The sequence below is a fragment of the Polaribacter marinus genome, assembly GCF_022662535.1.
GTDB classification, from domain to species: Bacteria; Bacteroidota; Bacteroidia; order Flavobacteriales; family Flavobacteriaceae; genus Polaribacter; species Polaribacter marinus.
Map to the genome: position 1 here is coordinate 1 of NZ_JAKQYM010000012.1, position 16,766 is coordinate 16,766.

Consider the following 16,766-nt stretch of genomic DNA (forward strand, 5'->3'; position numbering starts at 1 on the left):
TTACTGATTACTGATTACTGATTACTGATTACTGATTACTGATTACTGATTACTGATTACTGATTACTGATTACTGAAACCTATGCATATAGATTTACCCGAAAAACGTTATTATAAAATAGGAGAAGTAGCCAAAGCTTTTTCTGTAAATGCTTCATTGATCCGTTTTTGGGAAAAAGAGTTTGCTATTATCAAGCCCAAAAAAAATGCAAAAGGGAATCGCCTTTTTACACAAGATGATATTAAAAACTTCAAATTAATCTTCAACCTTGTTAAAGAAAGAGGCTTTACTTTAGAAGGAGCAAAACAAAAGCTTAAGAAAAATCCAGAAGGAATTGTAAATAATATCGAAATTATTAGCAGATTAGAAGCTGTAAAAGCAGAATTGCTTAAAATTAAAAATCAACTATAAAAAGTCAATTTATAGTAAAATAGTTTCTAGATATCAAGACGATACAAACACTACTTTTTTAAGAATTATTAGTTAATTTTAACTCATCAGACCTATATTGTTTTCTTGATTTACTATGCGCGCATAATAATTTTCGCTATATTTGAAGATGTAAAAGCTTCAAGAAAAGAACAGAAGAATATTAAAAATAACTATAAAAATTCAATATTATGCCAAAAAAGTATGTAGATCTCGAAACGCTTAAATACATACTTTATGATATTCACAAAATAGAAAATTTACTGTTTAGAGAAAGGTTTCAAGAACATGATATGGAATCTTTAGATTTATTTATAAATTCAGTAAAAGAGTTTTCTGATAGAGAGTTGTATCCTTATTTAAAAGAAATGGATGAAACTCCTGCATATCATAAAGATGGAACTGTTATTGTGCATAAACAAGTAAAAAAGGTAATGGAAAAATCTGGAGAAATGGGCATTATTGCTGCTTGTTTTGATTATGAAGATGGAGGTTTACAAATTCCAATATCTGTTTTTCAAGCAGCATTATATATTATGGATGCTGCCAATAATCATTTACCTGGTTATCCAAGTTTAACTTTGGGTTCTGCAGAATTAATTGTAGAGTTTGGAAGTGATGCTTTAAAAGAAACCTATGTACCAAATATGCTTGCTGGAACTTGGTCAGGCACCATGTGTTTAACAGAACCACAAGCAGGAAGTTCTTTGTCAGACATTGTTACAAAAGCAACTCCTACTAATGAAGGTTTTTATAAAATCACAGGACAAAAAATATTTATTTCTGGAGGTGATCATCAATTCTCAGAAAATTTTGTGCATTTAGTGTTGGCAAGAATAGAAGGGGCTCCAAAAGGAACAAAAGGAATTTCTTTATTTGTTGTTCCTAAACACAGACCAAAAGAAGATGGAACTTTAGAATATAATGATGTAATGACCGTAGCCGATTTTCAAAAAATGGGACAACGTGGTTATTGTACAACACATTTAGGTTTTGGTGATAATGACGATTGTAGAGGTTGGCTTGTTGGCGAAGAACATAAAGGTTTAGCACAAATGTTTTTAATGATGAATGGTGCAAGAATTGCCGTAGGTAGAGGTGCTGCAGCCATTGCAATGGCTGCTTATAGAACATCTTTACAATATGCAAACGAAAGACCACAAGGAAGAAAATTAACGGCTGATGGGAAGAAAAATCCAACAGAAAAACAGAGTTTAATAATAGAACATCCAGATGTTAGAAGAATGTTATTATTGCAAAAATCAATAGCAGAAGGTTCTTTAAGTTTAATCTTATTAGCTTCAAAATATCATGATATTTTAACCACGGCAACTTCAAAAGAGGAAAAGGAAAAATATAATTTATTATTAGAAATGATCATTCCAATTGTAAAAACCTATCCAACAGAAGCTGGTATTGTATCTGTAAATAATGGGTTACAGGTTCTAGGTGGATATGGTTTTTGTACAGATTTTAGCTTACAACAATATTATAGAGATATTAGAATTATGGCTTTGTACGAAGGTACAACAGGAATTCAATCACAAGATTTATTGGGTAGAAAAGTACCTATGCAAAATGGAAAAGGTTTAGAGTTATTAGTTGCTGAAATTACGAATACAATTTTGGCAGCATCAAAAGATGATGAGTTAAAAAAATATGCAGATGTTTTAGGAGGTAAATTAAAACTTTCGCAAAAAGTATTAAGTCATTTAATGCCCTTTGCCATGAAAGGAAATTATGAACGTTATTTAGCCGATGCCAACTTATTTATGGAGTATATGAGTATTGTTGTTTTAGGATGGTTATGGTTAGAAATGTCGGTAGATGCTAAAAAAGAGTTGAACAATGCGGATAAAAAATATTCAGAAACTTTCTATGAAAGTAAAATTCACACAATGAAGTTTTACTTTAAATATGAAATTCCAAAAACAAATGCATTAGCAGAATCCTTAATGAATACTGAAGTAGTAACTATTAAAAAAGATAAAGAATACATTTTATAATGAGTATAAAAAATCAATTTAATTTAGAAAACAAAGTAGTCATCATTACAGGCTCAAGTAAAGGAATCGGAAAAGCTATAGCGAAAGGATTGGCAGAAAACGGAGCACAAGTTGTAATTTCTAGTAGAAGTCAGGAAGCTTGTGATGAAGTGGTGAAAGAGTTTACAAAAGAAGGCTTAAAAGCAGTAGGAATTGCTTGTCATATAGGAAAAGAAGAACAGCGAAAAAATTTGATTGATAAAACAATTGAAGCTTTTGGAAGAATAGATGTTTTAGTAAACAACGCTGCTATCAATCCTGTATTTGGACCTATTGAAGATGTAGACCCTGCTATTTTTGATAAAATCATGGATGTAAATGTAAAAGCACCATGGTCTTTGTCTAATTTGGTTTTACCATATTTACAAGCAAATAAAAAAGGACGTATTATAAATATTGCTTCTGTTGAGGCATTAACCCCTGGAATGGGTTTAGGTATTTATAGTACGAGCAAAGCAGCTATCTTGATGCTTACAAAAAACCAAGCTAAAGAATGGGGAAGCCATGGAATTACAGCCAATGCAATTTGCCCAGGCTTAATCAAAACCAAATTTAGTGCAGCTTTATGGCAAAATGAAAAAATGTTAAGTAAGTTAGAAAGATCCATTCCAAGCGGAAGAATGGGAATGCCAGAAGAAATAGTAGGTTTAGCCTGTTTGTTAGCTTCGGATGCGGGTAATTATATGACTGGAGGCGTTTATACGGCCGATGGTGGATATATGATTGCGGGTTAATCAATTAACACTTAACAATAATAAATTATCAATTTTTCATTTTTCGATAATTGGTAATTGATAAAAGAACATTGAATAAATGAACTTCGAATATTCAGAAAAATCAAAAGAGTTACAACAGAAGTTATCAACTTTTATAGAAGAACACATTGTCCCAATTGAAGAAGAATTTATTGCTTTTCAAAGTGATAAAAACAATATGTGGAAACGTTTTCCAAAGACAGAAATGTTAAAAGAAAAGGCAAAAGAAGCCGGTTTGTGGAACTTGTTTCTCCCAAAAGATTATGGAGATTTAAGTCCGGGCTTAACCAATTTAGAATACGCTCCCTTAGCAGAAATAATGGGACGTAAAATTTGGGTTTCAGAAATTTTTAACTGTTCTGCTCCAGATACTGGAAACATGGAAGTATTAGCAAAATATGGAAATGAAACTCAAAAAAAACAGTGGTTAACACCATTAATGAATGGAAAAATTCGTTCTGCTTTTTTAATGACCGAACCACAAGTGGCTTCTTCAGATGCAACAAATATTGAAACTTCTATTGTTTTAGAAGGCGATGAGTATGTGATTAATGGAAGAAAGTGGTGGTCTTCAGGAGCCATGGATCCACATTGCAAAGTGGCCATTGTAATGGGGAAAACAGATGCTACAAAGCATAGACATCAACAGCAAAGTATGATTTTAGTTCCTATGGATACAGAAGGGGTAGAAATTGTAAGACCATTGTCTGTTCTAGGCTATTACGATTCGCCAGAAGGACATGCAGAAATTGTTTTAGATAATGTTAGAGTTCCAAAAGAAAATTTAATTTTAGGTGAAGGAAGAGGTTTTGAAATCGCTCAAGGGCGTTTAGGTCCTGGACGAATTCACCATTGTATGCGTTTAGTTGGTATGGCCCAATATGCCTTAGAATTAATGTCTCAAAGAACTTTAGAAAGAGCAACGTTTGGTAAGAAGTTTTATGAGTATAGTAGTATTAGACATGATATTGCAAAATCGCAATGTGAAATAGAACAGGCACGTTTGTTAACACTTTCTGCTGCTGATAAAATGGACAAGGCTGGTAATAAAGAAGCAAAAGACCTTATTGCAATGATAAAAATTGTGGCTCCAAATATGGCATTAAAAGTAATTGATAGGGCCATGCAAATTTTAGGAGGAAAAGGTGTTGGTCCCGATACATATCTGCCTCATTATTTTGCTGTAGCAAGAATGTTGCGTTTGGCAGATGGTCCCGATGAAGTGCATATGTATCAATTAGGGAAAAGTTGTATTCAAAAATATGGTAATAATTCATGAGTAATCAAAAAGTAAGAAAAGGAGAAGAGTTGCCAGAAGTAGCTCTAAAAAAATATTTACAAGAAATAAAACTTATTAAATCTGTAGAAAGTGATTTGTTTGTAGAACAATTTACACACGGATTTTCCAATTTAACTTATTTGTTAAAAATAGAAAATAAGGAATTTGTTTTAAGAAAACCACCAAAAGGAGCTATTAAAAGAGGGCATGACATGAGTCGTGAATTTAAAGTGCAAAGTGCAGTTCATAAAGCATTTTCTAAAGTTCCAAAAATGTATGGTTTTTCTGATGATGAAACTATTTTAGGGAGTGATTTTTACATCATGGAAAAAGTAGAGGGTATCATTTTAAATTATAAAGAAGCTCACAAAAGAAAGATATCTAGCGCAAACTATAAAACCATTGCAAATTCTTGGTTAGATACTTTGGTAGATTTACACAATGTAGATTATAATGCAATTGGTTTAGCTGATTTAGGAAAACCAGATGGATATGTAGAAAGGCAAGTTTCTAACTGGGGAAAGCAATATCTAAAAGCGAAAACCGATGAATATCCAGAAGCTGAAATGGTGATGAAATGGATGGACGAACATCAACCTAAAAAATATGACCATTGCTTAATTCACAATGATTTTAAGTATGATAATGTGGTTTTTAAAGACGATTCCTGGCAGGAAATTGCTGCAGTTTTAGATTGGGAAATGGCAACTTTAGGAGATCCTTTGATGGATTTAGGAACTTCTCTAGGATATTGGACAGTGGCTACAGATCACGATTTTGTAAAACAAGGAATTCCGTCTCCAACTATTTTTGAAGGAAACCCTATTAGAAGTGAAATTGCAAAAATGTATGCTGATAAATCAGGAAGAAACGTAGATAATTTAGTGTTTTATTATGTTTTTGGCTTATTTAAAATTGCTGTAATTGCGCAACAAATTTATTTTAGATATTCTAAAGGATGGACTACCGATCCACGTTTTGCAAACCTTAATAAAGCTGCAGAATTATGTTGTAAATTGGCTTTAAAATCTATAAAAACAAAATCAATAGACTAAGTAAAATTGTTAAATAATTATTGTTACAAATACTAAATTTATCACAGGCCTTACAATTAAGTTACTCAGAGGAATATCTCTTTTAAATTGTCAAGAATATTAAGTAAGTTTGTAATACAGAAAATCAACATAAAAATTAAAATTTAGAAATTATGAAAAAATGGTTAATTCCCGTAATAATAATTGTAGTTATTGTTTTTGGACTTTATAAATGGGGTGTAGGATTTAATAATACAGCCGTAAAATTAAACGAAAACATTTCAGAATCTTGGGGGAATGTTCAAACTGCTTATCAACGTAGAAATGATTTGATTGGAAATTTAGTAAAAACAGTACAAGGAGCAGCCGATTTTGAAAAAGGAACTTTGGTTGGCGTTATAGAAGCTAGAGCAAAAGCAACATCAATCAATATTGATCCTTCTAAAGTAACACCACAACAACTTGCAGAATTTAATAAGGTACAAGGAGGTTTAAGTGGAGCTCTTAAAAGCTTATTAGTAACTGTAGAACGTTATCCAGATTTAAAAGCAAATCAAAACTTTTTAAAATTACAAGATGAATTGGCGAGTACAGAAAACCAAATTTTAACGGCAAGAACTCGTTTTAATGAAAATGTAAAACCTTACAATAACCATGTTAAAACCTTTCCAAATTCAATTTTAGCAGGATGGTTTAATTTTGAAGGAAAACCTTATTTTGAATCGGAAGCTGGAGCAGAAAAACCAGTAGATGTGAATTTTGATTTTAATAAGAAAAAAGAATAAATGTCTAAAGTAGAAGAGTTTCTTAGCAAAGAAGAAGAACAAGAAATTATTTCTGCCATAAGGATTGCAGAGAAAAATACTTCTGGTGAAATACGAGTTCATATTGAATCTTCTACAGAGAAGGATCATTACGAACGTGCGCTAGAAGTATTTTATCTCTTAAAAATGAATAATACCAAAGAGTCAAATGCAGTGCTGCTTTACGTAGCTGTAAACGACAAGAAGTTTGTGATTTATGGTGATAAAGGGATTAACGAGGTTGTTCCAAAAAACTTTTGGAATTCTACCAAAGATGTTATCCAAAATCATTTTAAACAAGGTCATTTTAAACAAGGAATTGTAGACGGAATTTTAAAAGCAGGTGAAGAATTACAAATCCATTTTCCTTGGCAAACTAATGATGAGAACGAATTATCTAATGAAATTTCTAAATAATTAATGAATTTTTTTAAATCACTAAAACTTATAGTTTTCTTAATTGGATTATTTACATCTCAAATTGTTTTTGGGCAATTTACTATTCCTAATAAACCAGCAAAAATAAAAGACCAAAAAGCGGTTTATGATTATATAGATCTGTTAAATGAAAATGAAAATTTATCATTAGAAAATAAGTTAATACGTTATTCAGATACTACATCTACTCAGATTGTAGTCGCAATTATTAAAACTACCAATAACGAAAGTATTGGAGTCTTGGCACCAAGATGGGCTCAGAAATGGGGGATTGGTCAAGAAAAAGAAGATAATGGAGTTTTTATATTGCTTGCAGAACAAGATCGTAAAATATGGATTGCTCCAGGTTATGGTGTAGAACATAAGTTAACTGCAGGAGTTACAGGAGAACTGGTAAGAAATATTATCCTTCCAGAATTTAAAAAAGGAAGCTATTATAAAGGATTAGATAAAGGTGTAGATGCTATTTTTCAAGTTTTAAACGGCGAGTATAAAGGCACTAGAAAGAATAACTCAGATTCAGAATTTGATCCAGGAGTTTTTGTTTTTATCATTATTGTTATCATCTTTTTTATTTTAATTTCTAGAGGAAATAGAAATAATAGAGGAGGAGGTAGAGGTTATAGAAAGCGTACACTAGCTTCCGATATTTTAGAAACTATTATTTTAAGTAATGCTGGTAGAGGCGGAGGAAGTTTTGGTGGTGGATTTGGAGGCTCTTCTGGAGGAGGAAGCTTTGGCGGAGGCGGCTTTGGAGGTGGCTTCGGTGGAGGTGGATTTAGTGGAGGTGGTGCTGGTGGTAGCTGGTAATAAATACATTTTTTAGATGAAAAAAATTATTTTATTTTTTGTAATAACATTTTGTTTGAGTTGCCAAGATTTTGGCAGTTTAAAACTCATTTCAAGTTTATCTAAGGATCTAGAAGAAGTTTCTGGAACCGAAGTAGTTCCGAATTCGAATTTAGTTTGGATGCTAAATGATGGTGGAAATAAACCTAAAATCTTTGGAGTTTCTGAAAAAGGTAATATTGTTAAAGAATTGGTGATCAATGCAAAAAACAACGACTGGGAAGATTTAACTTCTGATGAAGAAGGAAATATTTATATTGGAGACTTTGGGAATAATCAAAGTAAAAGAAAAAACCTTGCTATTTTAAAAGTAAAACAGAAAGATTTAAATAGTACAGAAAAAGTTGATGTAGAAAAAATTAAATTTTATTATCCTAATCAAACAAAGTTTCCTCCTAAAAAGAAACAATTGTTTTTTGACGCCGAATCTTTTTTCTATTATAAAAATTCATTTTATATTTTTACTAAAAGTAGAGTGAAAAATAAGTTTGGTAAAACATCTTTATACAAAGTTCCTGCTGTTGTAGGAAATCATAAAGCAGAATTTATTTCAGAATTTACCAACTGTAATGAAATGGAATGTTGGATTACCTCTGCAGATATTTCTAATGATGGTAGTAAAGTGGTTTTACTGACCCTTTCTTCTGTTTTAGTTTTTACAGATTTTGAAAAAGATGATTTTTTATCAGGAAAAATAACAAAAATTCCTTTAAAATATAGCTCTCAAAAAGAAGGTGTTACATTTAAAGATCATAACACCTTGTTAATTACCGATGAAAAAGCTCATGGTGCTGGCGGTAATTTTTATAAGATAAAAATAAACTAAGAAACAAATTCATAGAGTAATAATATCCACCCTAAAACTAAAAACAATCCACCTAAAGGTGTAATTGGGCCTAGAAATTTTAGCTTTTTATTCTTAGTGGAAGATAATACCAATCCGTAAATGGAAAAGGAAAACAGGAGGATTCCAATTATAAAAGCATAGATTATGTGTATAGGAATATTAAAGTTTACTTGGAATCCTAAAAGCAATAATACAATTGCATGATACATTTGATATTTTACACCAGTTTCAAAACTTTGTAATTGTTCTATAGATAGTTTTTTCTTTAGTAAGTGAGCTCCAAAAGCACCAAAAATTACAGCAGTTGCTCCATAAAAAGCACCAAAAATCAATCCCAAATTTTCCATTCTTTTTTTAAAATTTAAAGCCTAAACCAATAGCAAGTCTCATTCCATCTATACTTTTAAATGTAGCAACATTAGCACCAAACATACCTGCAGCATCAAAGAAGATACCACCACCATAAGAAGTATTCCAATCTTTAAAAGCACCTGGAGTTACTGTTAAACTTTGTTGTCCCCAAACTGTTCCATAATCAAAACCTCCATAAATACCAATGTTTAATGGTACCAAACTTGTTTTTACTTTACTTAAAAGTAAACGAATGTCTGATGAATGATAAAAAGAATTTTTACCTGTAAAACGTTGATTTCTAAAACCTCTTAAACCATTTTTATTACCTCCAATACTTGCAGCTTGATAAAATTCATATCCATCTCCAAAAGTAAAATGTGATTTGAATTTAGTAGCAAAAACTAATTTACCATTGGAAGAAAGTTTTTGATTGAAAGAAATAGAAGGAATTAAATAACCAAAATTATTACTGTTTTTTAAGCTAGAAGTATAACCTACTTTTAATTCAGTTTTCATTCCATTGGTTGTAAAAGCAGCATTGTCTGCATTTTCAAATTCATAGCTAGCTTCTGTGTTTAAAAAGTTTTGATTACTAAAAATTTGATTGTTTGGGGCAAATTGAGTTTCTATAAATCTTCCCGAAGTATTTTCTACTTTGTAATTTTGAAAATTTACACCTATTTTAATTTTAGCTCCTAAGTCTCCTTTCCAATGAATAAAAGAACCAGCAGTAAGTTGTTTTATTTTAACCCTATTGTAAGCTTCTTCTTCTAAATCATTTACTACTGGGTTTAAAGAATTATTTCCTAAACCAAAGTAGTTTATCGCAAAATTAGGACTTGTAAAACGAGCTTCTATACCCAAATTCCAACTGCCAAAAATATTAGCAAATTCACTAGAATATTCCAATTCAAAACCACTGGTAGCAAAGTAATATGCTGCATATAAAATATGTTGTGAAGAAAATGGATTTCTCTCAAAACTGTTTACAGTATATATGTTTGTTAATCCAAGTTTAATACCATCGTCTGGATTAAACCAAATAGAAGGGTTTAAAATATTTAAATGACTTGGCATTTTTTTGTAATTGTAAACATTTGTTTCGTAATCATCAGTTAACTTAACTTTTCCTTTATTAGTGGTAAAAGTATTTTTCTTTGATTTAAAATCGTAGATTTTAACCTTGTCACCATTAATAATATTATAAGTATCATTATTTTGACCACCAATAATTCTTATTTTTATGAAGTCTTTGGCTTCACCTTTTACCACAAAAGTGTCATCATCATCTAAACCGTAAACCCAAATTTCTTTAGTTTCAGATTTGTAGTAAGTTCTTTCATGAAAAATAGCTCCTTTCTCTCCTTTTTTTATACGGTATCCAGTAATTTTAGTTGCTCCGTTTTGCAACCTCTCAATATCAAACCAATCATCTTTATGAGTACCTCTTATTACTTGATATTTATTCATGTAATTAAAATACATATCAGAAATCTTCTGTAAATTACTTCTTCTACCTTGTAGTTTTTTCTTTATTTCTATAATAGTTTCGTCTTTTACTTCGTCTGGAAAAAGCGTAAAAGCATCATCTATAATTTCATCTGTAATATTATCCGTTATAAGTTTTACTTGAGCATCCCAATCACTTTTATTAGATTTTGTGATTAAAGACATGTCTAAAGGATAAGGCTCTAAATTAAACCATTCAGGGCTTTTTAGCTCTTCGCTATAAGCTCTCATTAAGCGTAAAGTAGGGACATTGTTTGTAGCAAATTTTAGCAAAGCACCATCTCCCATAATAGAAAATGCTTGGTCTCTGTCTCTAGGAATTGGTCTGTAAATTGTTTGTTTACCTTCTTTAAAAACTGCCCATCTCCATTGGTCTTCATGTCTATCCCAATCTCCAATTAGCATGTCAAATAAACGTGCTTTTATATAGGCTTTTTCGTCTAAAACGTGATTTTCATTTTTGTCTAAATTTTTTAATAAATCATCGGTACTAATTACTTTATCGGCAAAACCAAAACTAGCCTTGTCTCCATGACCAGATGCAGCGCGTTCTTCAATCATATATAATTCGTCACCAAATTCAGAATTAAAATGGCCTAAATTATTTTGTTTTGGAACGTAATATAAAACGGGATTTGTATGATATACGCCAATAGCGTCAGATAATTTCCCTATTGTAAAAGGAGCGTAAGGGTGTGAGCCCGTAAATACATCCATTAATAAATCTTCTGTAGCTGTATTATTAAATTGACCTTCTATATATTGGTCTTGAAAAGCTACTGCTTGTAAATATTGTACAGCATTTTTACGCAATGCACGCATTACATATTCTCTTCCTTTTTTATCTTTTAATCTTAACGATTTTGATTGATGTCCTCCTCCTTTTCTAACAGGTGTTAAGCCTCCAAAAAGTGTGTCTAAGTCTACGGTTGGTGCATTTACTTTAGTACCAAAATATTTTCTATAACGTTCTCCCCACAAATAACGATAAAAGCCACTTTTACTAACTTCTTCTTCAGTATAAATAGAGACCTTTTTTTCTGTTAATTTATTTTTAGGAAATGTTGTAAAAGTTTTCTTTTCGTTAGCTGGCAAAACATCTGTTTGGTATACAATTTTATTGTCTTTTACCGTATAAAAACTAACTTTAGAAGAGCCATCTTTATAAACATCTAATTTAGCAAAACCTTTAGCAGCATATGTAAATTTAGCTGAGCCAGTTAATTTTGTAGGTGTTGTTTTAGATCCAGAACCACTAATTATTTGTGGAAGATTGTCTTTTACAATGTATTGTAAATTATGATCATGACCCGAAACAAAAATAGTTTTATCGTTTTCTTGAGAAATGGTAATTAGATGTTTTTTTAGTTCGTTGTATTTTTTATTCTGTATGTCTGTGTTAGAAAGCCCAGAAGTTTTTCTGATTAAATTTTTTATAGAGCCTAAAACGGGAGCAGGATTCATATGACTTCCAAAAGAGTATTTTCCTCCATGAGAACCATTTGTAAACATTGGGTGATGCATGGCAATAATGGTTGTTTTTCCACGAGATTTTTTAATTAATCCTTCAAATTCATCAAAGAATTTTGCTCTAGTTTTTATTTCACAATTGTCATTTATTGTTGGATGTTTGTCCCAATTAGTTAAATACCAATGTGTATCTACAATTATTAAAATGATGTCTTTAGATATTTCTACTTTTTCTAAAGGACAACCATTTTGTGGTAAAAAAGATTTTTTTCCTAACACTTTTTCAACTAATTTTTCTTCTCTCTTTAATCCGTCTAAACCGTGATACCAATCATGGTTTCCAGGAATAAAAATTGACTTTCCTTTAAAGTTTTTAGCAACATCGGTTTGTGCTTCAATTCTTCTTTTGGCTAAAGGATAATTTTTAGAATCTTTATTTGGAATTCCAGTTTCATAAACATTATCTCCTAAAAAAAGTAACGTTGAATTCTTTGATGAATTTTTAATCTTACTGTTTAAATAGTTTAAAGCCGGTGAGTTTTCTGTTAAAGTCGAATTTCCAGCATCTCCTATTAAATAAAATGTGTGCTCTATTTTTGATGTAGTTTCTGAAGTATTCTGCTTACTATCGTTAGCGTATTGAGCCTTGTAGGTTGCGCAACTTACTAGCAAGAGCATAAAAAGGATGTATAAAATAGAGTTAATTTGTTTCATAGATTTTTTTTTGATAAAGGTAAAAATATTGATTTTAAATGAATTTCTTGTATAATATGTAATCTTCTTGTGTATCAATATCTAAAAAAGGTTTTTTTCTTTTAATTTTAATGACTTGAAATTGATCTTTTTGTAGAAAATCTTTAGCTCCTTTATCTCCTTTTATTGTTAGAAGTTTCTCAAAATAAATTGCTGGAAAAATAGCAGGAACTCCAGCGTTTTTAGAATAACTTGTGGAAATTATTTTTGTAGGATTTTCTAGTGAAATTTTTATAATTTCATTTAAATAAACATCATCAACATCGGGTTGATCTGCTAATAAAATTAAAACAGCATTAAATTCTGGATGATTTTTTTGAATATAAGCAACTCCACAAACAAGACTTGAACTTAAGCCATCTTCAAAATTCTTATTTAAAAGATATTTAATGTTTTTTGATGCAGTGTTTGCTTTAATTTTGGATGCATTTGCACCTAAAACACAAAAAATATTTTTAGGAGTTACCTTTTGTGCATTTTCTAAGGTGATTTCGAGTAAGGTTTTATTGTTGATTTTTAGCAGTTGTTTAATCTCTTTCATTCGGGAAGATTTTCCTGCGGCTAAAACTAAAATGGCTATAGAATTCATTTTTTAAGGATGAATTTTACCTGTTAATTTTCTTAAAGAAAACGGTTCTTTTTCTTTGATTACTGATAAAATTTCTGCAATAATCGAAACGGAAATTTCTTCTGGAGTTTGTGCACCAATATGCAAACCCGCAGGGGTGTATATCTTATCTAGAAATTCATCTGAAATATCTGGTATAAAATTAAAAAGCTCATTAAATAAACGTTCTCTTCTATTAGGAGCTCCCAAAATCCCTATGTATTTAGGTTGATATTCGGCTAGTTTTATAACATATTTTAAATCTTGTACATAACTATGATTCATGATTACAATAGCTGTATTTTTTTCAATACTAGAAAACCGAATACTTTCTGGAGAATCTCCAATGACAGAGTTGGCTCCAGGAAAATCTGATAATTGTTTGCTGTCTTTTGCAGAGGTAACCACATCAATCTCCCATCCTAAATTAGAGGCAATTTTACACAACTTTACAGCATCATGTTCACCTCCAATAATAATCAATCTAAAAGAAGGTTGTAAAATTTGGGTGAATACATCAAGAGAATCTTTTAAACGAACGTTAAAAGAATCTGAAAACTTAAATTGTTGATGATTGTTAAATGTAACCAGAGAACCAAAATGTCCAAAAACTTCATCTGCTTTTGTAAAATGACTTTCAATTTTTATGATTTCTCTTTTTAAATTTGCTTCAGAAAATGAGTTTAAAAAATTATCAGCAATCAAAAAAGGTTCAATTAAAATATATAAAATGCCTTCGCAACCTAGTCGATATCTGCCGTCATAAGTAATAACTTTAGGCTTATTATCGCTAAAAACACTTTTAGATCTATGTATGATTTCCTTTTCTACACAGCCTCCACTAACAGCTCCAACCGATTGTAAATCTTCAGAAATTAACATTCTAACTCCAGGTTTTCTGTAAGAAGAACCTTCTAAAAAAACGACTGTAGCTAGTACATTTTTCAATCCTTTTTGTTGATTGATAATAGCTTGATTGATAATTTCTTTGAGTTCGTGAATCATTAATTAAATAGGATTAGACCACTAAAATACTATTTTTTAGATTTATGAACTACAAGACAACATAGAACAACCAACTTTATCCCTTGCCCATTCAGGCCTTTTTGCAAACCATTTTTCGTGTTTTGCTTGTTCTGAATATGGTTTTTTTAAGAGTTCAAATAATTCATTAATTAAACTGTAATTTCCTTTGTTTGCTTCATCAATTGCCATTTGAGACATGTAATTTCTAAGCACATATTTAGGGTTTGTCAAATCCATTTTCTTTTTTCTTTCTTCGGATGAAATGCGTTCTATAGCAAGTCTATCTGCGTATTTTTTAAACCAATTATTCCATCGGTTTTCAACTTCTTTAGAAAGATTTTTTAAATCATAAAAAGCATTTTCTATCAATTTTAAAGCAGTTGTTTCATCAGAAAAACGACTTAAGTTTCTAAAGAAAATAGTCATGTCTGTTTCTACCAATTGTAAATTATCTTCTAATTCTTGTATCAATTTTAAATCTTCTTCATCGGAAGAAACCAAACCTAATTTGGATTTCATCATCTGTAAAGATTGGGTTTCAAAATCGATTTTATATTGCTCTAAAATGGAGTTTAAAGGTGCTACTTCTTCAATGATTGGATACAAAGCATTTGCCAATTGATACAAGTTCCACAAACCAATATTTGGCTGATTTCCGTAACGGTAACGTTTGTGTTGGCTATCGGTTGTATTTGGTGTCCAGCCAAAATCGAAACCTTCTAACCATCCGTAAGGTCCGAAATCTATGGTTAAACCTAAGATAGACATGTTATCTGTATTCATTACCCCGTGTACAAAACCCACACGTTGCCAGTCGATAATCATTTTTAAAGTACGCTCAGAAACTTCCTTAAAAAAGTTGATATAACTTTCTTTTGATGGAGTTCCTAAATGCGAAAAATGATGTTTGATGGTATAATCAACTAACTTCTTTAAGTTTTTGGTGTCTTTTCTAGCGGCAAAAATTTCAAAACTACCAAAACGTAGAAAACTCGGAGATACTCTAGCAACAATGGCTCCTTTTTCATACGCCGGATTTCCATCATATAAAACATCTCGTAAAACATCATCACCAGATAAGCTTAAAGACAAAGACCTTGTGGTTGGTACATTTAAATAAAACATGGCTTCTGCACACAAATATTCTCTGATAGAAGAACGTAAAACCGCCAAACCATCTGCAGTTCTAGAATATGGCGTTTCACCAGCTCCTTTTAATTGTATTTTCCAGTTTTTATGTTGATGCTCAATTTCAAATAAATTAATGGCTCTACCGTCTCCTAATTGTCCTGCCCAATTGCCAAATTGATGTCCAGCATAACACATGGCATAAGGTGATGTGTTTGGATAAATTTCGTTTCCCGTAACAATATTTTTAAAGAATTCAGATGCTGTTTCTTCTTTAGAAATCCCTAATTCAGCTGCCATTTCTTGCGAAACGTGTAATACTTCCGGTTGTGCTGTTTTCTTTGGTTTAACAAAAGAAAAAGCAGCATTTTCTACTTGTCTTCTAGTGTTTTCTAAATTAGTATCAGAAGGTAATTCTGCGGTAAAAGTATTTTTTATGTTGAGCTTCATGCTAATTTATCTGCGTGTAATTTTCTCAATTTAGTCAATTTTGGTTCAATCACAAAACTGCAATATCCTTGTTCTGTATTTTCTCTGTAAAAATTTTGATGTTCTTGAGTAGCTTTATAAAAAATAGGTAAAGCACTTAATTCAGTTACTATTTTGTCTTCATAATAATCTTGAATTTGCTTTAAAACTTCTGTTGCAACCCTTCGTTGATTTTCATCATGATAAAAAATTACAGAACGATATTGGGTTCCTCTGTCTGCACCTTGTTGGTTTAAAGTTGTTGGATCGTGCGTGGTCATAAAAATGACTAAAATGTCTTCATAAGAAATGATGTTTGCATCAAACGTAATTTGAATTACTTCTGCATGACCTGTTAAACCAGAACAAATTTCTCTATAAGTTGGTTCACCCGGAACATTTCCGCCAGCATAACCAGAAACTACTTTTTCTACACCTTTTATTTCTTGAAATACAGCTTCTGTACACCAAAAACATCCACCACCTAAGGTGGCCATTTGTAATTTTTTATTCATTTTTATCTAAGACCATCGATTCAGAATTAATACAATAACGCAATCCGCTTGGTTCTGGACCATCAGGGAAAACATGACCTAAATGCCCATCACAAGTATTGCACATCACTTCAACTCTAATCATACCAAAAGAAATGTCTTTGTGGTATTTAATAGCATTTTCTTTAACAGGTTGCGTAAAACTGGGCCAACCAGAACTAGAGTCAAATTTTATAGTTGAATCAAATAAAGGAGTGTTGCAGCAAACACAGTTGTATTGTCCTTCATCATAAATACTACATAAAGCGCCAGAATTGGGTCTTTCGGTTCCTTTTTGTCTGGTAATTCTAAATTGTTCTGCGGTTAATTGAGTTCTCCATTCCTTTTCAGATTTTTCAACCCTTTTATCTGGTGTTGGATTTCCTTTTGTTGTGAAGTTGATAATTTCTTTCCAAGTAAGCATATTTTCTTTCCTTT

At 31.1% G+C, this 16,766-nt stretch carries 16 protein-coding genes; 9 read left to right on the top strand and 7 right to left on the bottom strand.

The features are described 5' to 3' along the window. The first annotated feature begins 82 nt into the window (after positions 1-82). The 9 genes from MC378_RS13630 to MC378_RS13670 all read left to right on the top strand — a co-directional run bounded on the left by MC378_RS13630 (position 83) and on the right by MC378_RS13670 (position 8,459). Positions 83-412 carry a MerR family transcriptional regulator gene (locus MC378_RS13630; protein WP_242179324.1) on the top strand — a complete coding sequence of 110 codons (330 nt, stop codon included), beginning with the start codon at positions 83-85 and terminating at the stop codon, positions 410-412. 209 nt (positions 413-621) lie between these two features. Beyond that, positions 622-2,436 (top strand): acyl-CoA dehydrogenase family protein, encoded by a 1,815-nt coding sequence (locus MC378_RS13635; protein ID WP_242179325.1) that lies wholly within the window; start codon positions 622-624, stop codon positions 2,434-2,436. Continuing rightward, positions 2,436-3,209, top strand: coding sequence for an SDR family NAD(P)-dependent oxidoreductase (locus MC378_RS13640; RefSeq protein ID WP_242179326.1), 774 nt, complete (start codon positions 2,436-2,438; stop codon positions 3,207-3,209). Before MC378_RS13635 ends, MC378_RS13640 begins: the two co-directional genes overlap by 1 nt. 79 nt (positions 3,210-3,288) lie before the next feature. Further along, positions 3,289-4,509, top strand: a complete 1,221-nt coding sequence (locus tag MC378_RS13645) for an acyl-CoA dehydrogenase family protein (RefSeq protein WP_242179327.1) — start codon at positions 3,289-3,291, stop codon at positions 4,507-4,509. Beyond that, positions 4,506-5,564: a phosphotransferase family protein gene (locus MC378_RS13650; protein WP_242179328.1), complete on the top strand. Its 1,059-nt coding sequence runs from the start codon at positions 4,506-4,508 to the stop codon at positions 5,562-5,564. Before MC378_RS13645 ends, MC378_RS13650 begins: the two co-directional genes overlap by 4 nt. Positions 5,565-5,716: 152 nt before the next feature. Then, entirely contained in the window at positions 5,717-6,328 is a 612-nt protein-coding gene (locus tag MC378_RS13655; protein ID WP_242179329.1) for a LemA family protein, read from the top strand. Further along, positions 6,329-6,763, top strand: a complete 435-nt coding sequence (locus MC378_RS13660) for a TPM domain-containing protein (RefSeq protein WP_242179330.1) — start codon at positions 6,329-6,331, stop codon at positions 6,761-6,763. 3 nt (positions 6,764-6,766) lie between these two features. Next, on the top strand, positions 6,767-7,594 hold the full coding sequence (locus tag MC378_RS13665) for a TPM domain-containing protein (protein ID WP_242179331.1): 828 nt from the start codon (positions 6,767-6,769) through the stop codon (positions 7,592-7,594). A gap of 16 nt (positions 7,595-7,610) precedes the next feature. Next, positions 7,611-8,459, top strand: a complete 849-nt coding sequence (locus tag MC378_RS13670; RefSeq protein WP_242179332.1) for an SdiA-regulated/phytase-like domain-containing protein — start codon at positions 7,611-7,613, stop codon at positions 8,457-8,459. Here MC378_RS13670 and MC378_RS13675 read toward each other — a convergent pair. Genes MC378_RS13675 through msrB form a run of 7 tightly spaced genes read right to left on the bottom strand, consistent with a single transcriptional unit; the run spans position 8,456 to position 16,752 of the window. Next, the gene (locus MC378_RS13675; protein WP_242179333.1) at positions 8,456-8,827 is read right to left on the bottom strand and encodes a DUF423 domain-containing protein; all 372 of its coding nucleotides are present in this window, start codon (positions 8,825-8,827) and stop codon (positions 8,456-8,458) included. The two genes, MC378_RS13670 and MC378_RS13675, sit on opposite strands and share 4 nt — an antisense overlap. Positions 8,828-8,834: 7 nt before the next feature. Beyond that, positions 8,835-12,527, bottom strand: coding sequence for a metallophosphoesterase (locus tag MC378_RS13680; protein ID WP_242179334.1), 3,693 nt, complete (start codon positions 12,525-12,527; stop codon positions 8,835-8,837). 34 nt (positions 12,528-12,561) lie between these two features. Beyond that, positions 12,562-13,155 carry a nucleotidyltransferase family protein gene (locus MC378_RS13685; RefSeq protein ID WP_242179335.1) on the bottom strand — a complete coding sequence of 198 codons (594 nt, stop codon included), beginning with the start codon at positions 13,153-13,155 and terminating at the stop codon, positions 12,562-12,564. A 3-nt stretch (positions 13,156-13,158) separates the two neighbouring features. Then, entirely contained in the window at positions 13,159-14,178 is a 1,020-nt protein-coding gene (locus tag MC378_RS13690) for an XdhC family protein (protein ID WP_242179336.1), read from the bottom strand. A gap of 42 nt (positions 14,179-14,220) precedes the next feature. Further along, entirely contained in the window at positions 14,221-15,777 is a 1,557-nt protein-coding gene (locus tag MC378_RS13695) for a protein adenylyltransferase SelO (RefSeq protein WP_242179337.1), read from the bottom strand. Continuing rightward, positions 15,774-16,310: a peptide-methionine (S)-S-oxide reductase MsrA gene (gene msrA / locus MC378_RS13700; protein WP_242179338.1), complete on the bottom strand. Its 537-nt coding sequence runs from the start codon at positions 16,308-16,310 to the stop codon at positions 15,774-15,776. Before msrA ends, MC378_RS13695 begins: the two co-directional genes overlap by 4 nt. Beyond that, positions 16,303-16,752: a peptide-methionine (R)-S-oxide reductase MsrB gene (gene msrB / locus MC378_RS13705; protein ID WP_242179339.1), complete on the bottom strand. Its 450-nt coding sequence runs from the start codon at positions 16,750-16,752 to the stop codon at positions 16,303-16,305. Before msrB ends, msrA begins: the two co-directional genes overlap by 8 nt. Positions 16,753-16,766 lie beyond the last annotated feature (14 nt).

Excerpts from the sequence above, each read along its gene's own strand:
- msrB (WP_242179339.1), bottom strand. The coding sequence starts at position 16,752 with ATGCTTACTTGGAAAGAAATTATCAACTTCACAACAAAAGGAAATCCA.
- MC378_RS13685 (WP_242179335.1), bottom strand. The coding sequence starts at position 13,155 with ATGAATTCTATAGCCATTTTAGTTTTAGCCGCAGGAAAATCTTCCCGA.
- MC378_RS13650 (WP_242179328.1), top strand. The coding sequence starts at position 4,506 with ATGAGTAATCAAAAAGTAAGAAAAGGAGAAGAGTTGCCAGAAGTAGCT.
- msrA (WP_242179338.1), bottom strand. The coding sequence starts at position 16,310 with ATGAATAAAAAATTACAAATGGCCACCTTAGGTGGTGGATGTTTTTGG.
- MC378_RS13680 (WP_242179334.1), bottom strand. The coding sequence starts at position 12,527 with ATGAAACAAATTAACTCTATTTTATACATCCTTTTTATGCTCTTGCTA.
- MC378_RS13690 (WP_242179336.1), bottom strand. The coding sequence starts at position 14,178 with ATGATTCACGAACTCAAAGAAATTATCAATCAAGCTATTATCAATCAA.
- MC378_RS13670 (WP_242179332.1), top strand. The coding sequence starts at position 7,611 with ATGAAAAAAATTATTTTATTTTTTGTAATAACATTTTGTTTGAGTTGC.
- MC378_RS13645 (WP_242179327.1), top strand. The coding sequence starts at position 3,289 with ATGAACTTCGAATATTCAGAAAAATCAAAAGAGTTACAACAGAAGTTA.
- MC378_RS13665 (WP_242179331.1), top strand. The coding sequence starts at position 6,767 with ATGAATTTTTTTAAATCACTAAAACTTATAGTTTTCTTAATTGGATTA.
- MC378_RS13630 (WP_242179324.1), top strand. The coding sequence starts at position 83 with ATGCATATAGATTTACCCGAAAAACGTTATTATAAAATAGGAGAAGTA.
- MC378_RS13660 (WP_242179330.1), top strand. The coding sequence starts at position 6,329 with ATGTCTAAAGTAGAAGAGTTTCTTAGCAAAGAAGAAGAACAAGAAATT.
- MC378_RS13635 (WP_242179325.1), top strand. The coding sequence starts at position 622 with ATGCCAAAAAAGTATGTAGATCTCGAAACGCTTAAATACATACTTTAT.
- MC378_RS13655 (WP_242179329.1), top strand. The coding sequence starts at position 5,717 with ATGAAAAAATGGTTAATTCCCGTAATAATAATTGTAGTTATTGTTTTT.
- MC378_RS13675 (WP_242179333.1), bottom strand. The coding sequence starts at position 8,827 with ATGGAAAATTTGGGATTGATTTTTGGTGCTTTTTATGGAGCAACTGCT.
- MC378_RS13640 (WP_242179326.1), top strand. The coding sequence starts at position 2,436 with ATGAGTATAAAAAATCAATTTAATTTAGAAAACAAAGTAGTCATCATT.
- MC378_RS13695 (WP_242179337.1), bottom strand. The coding sequence starts at position 15,777 with ATGAAGCTCAACATAAAAAATACTTTTACCGCAGAATTACCTTCTGAT.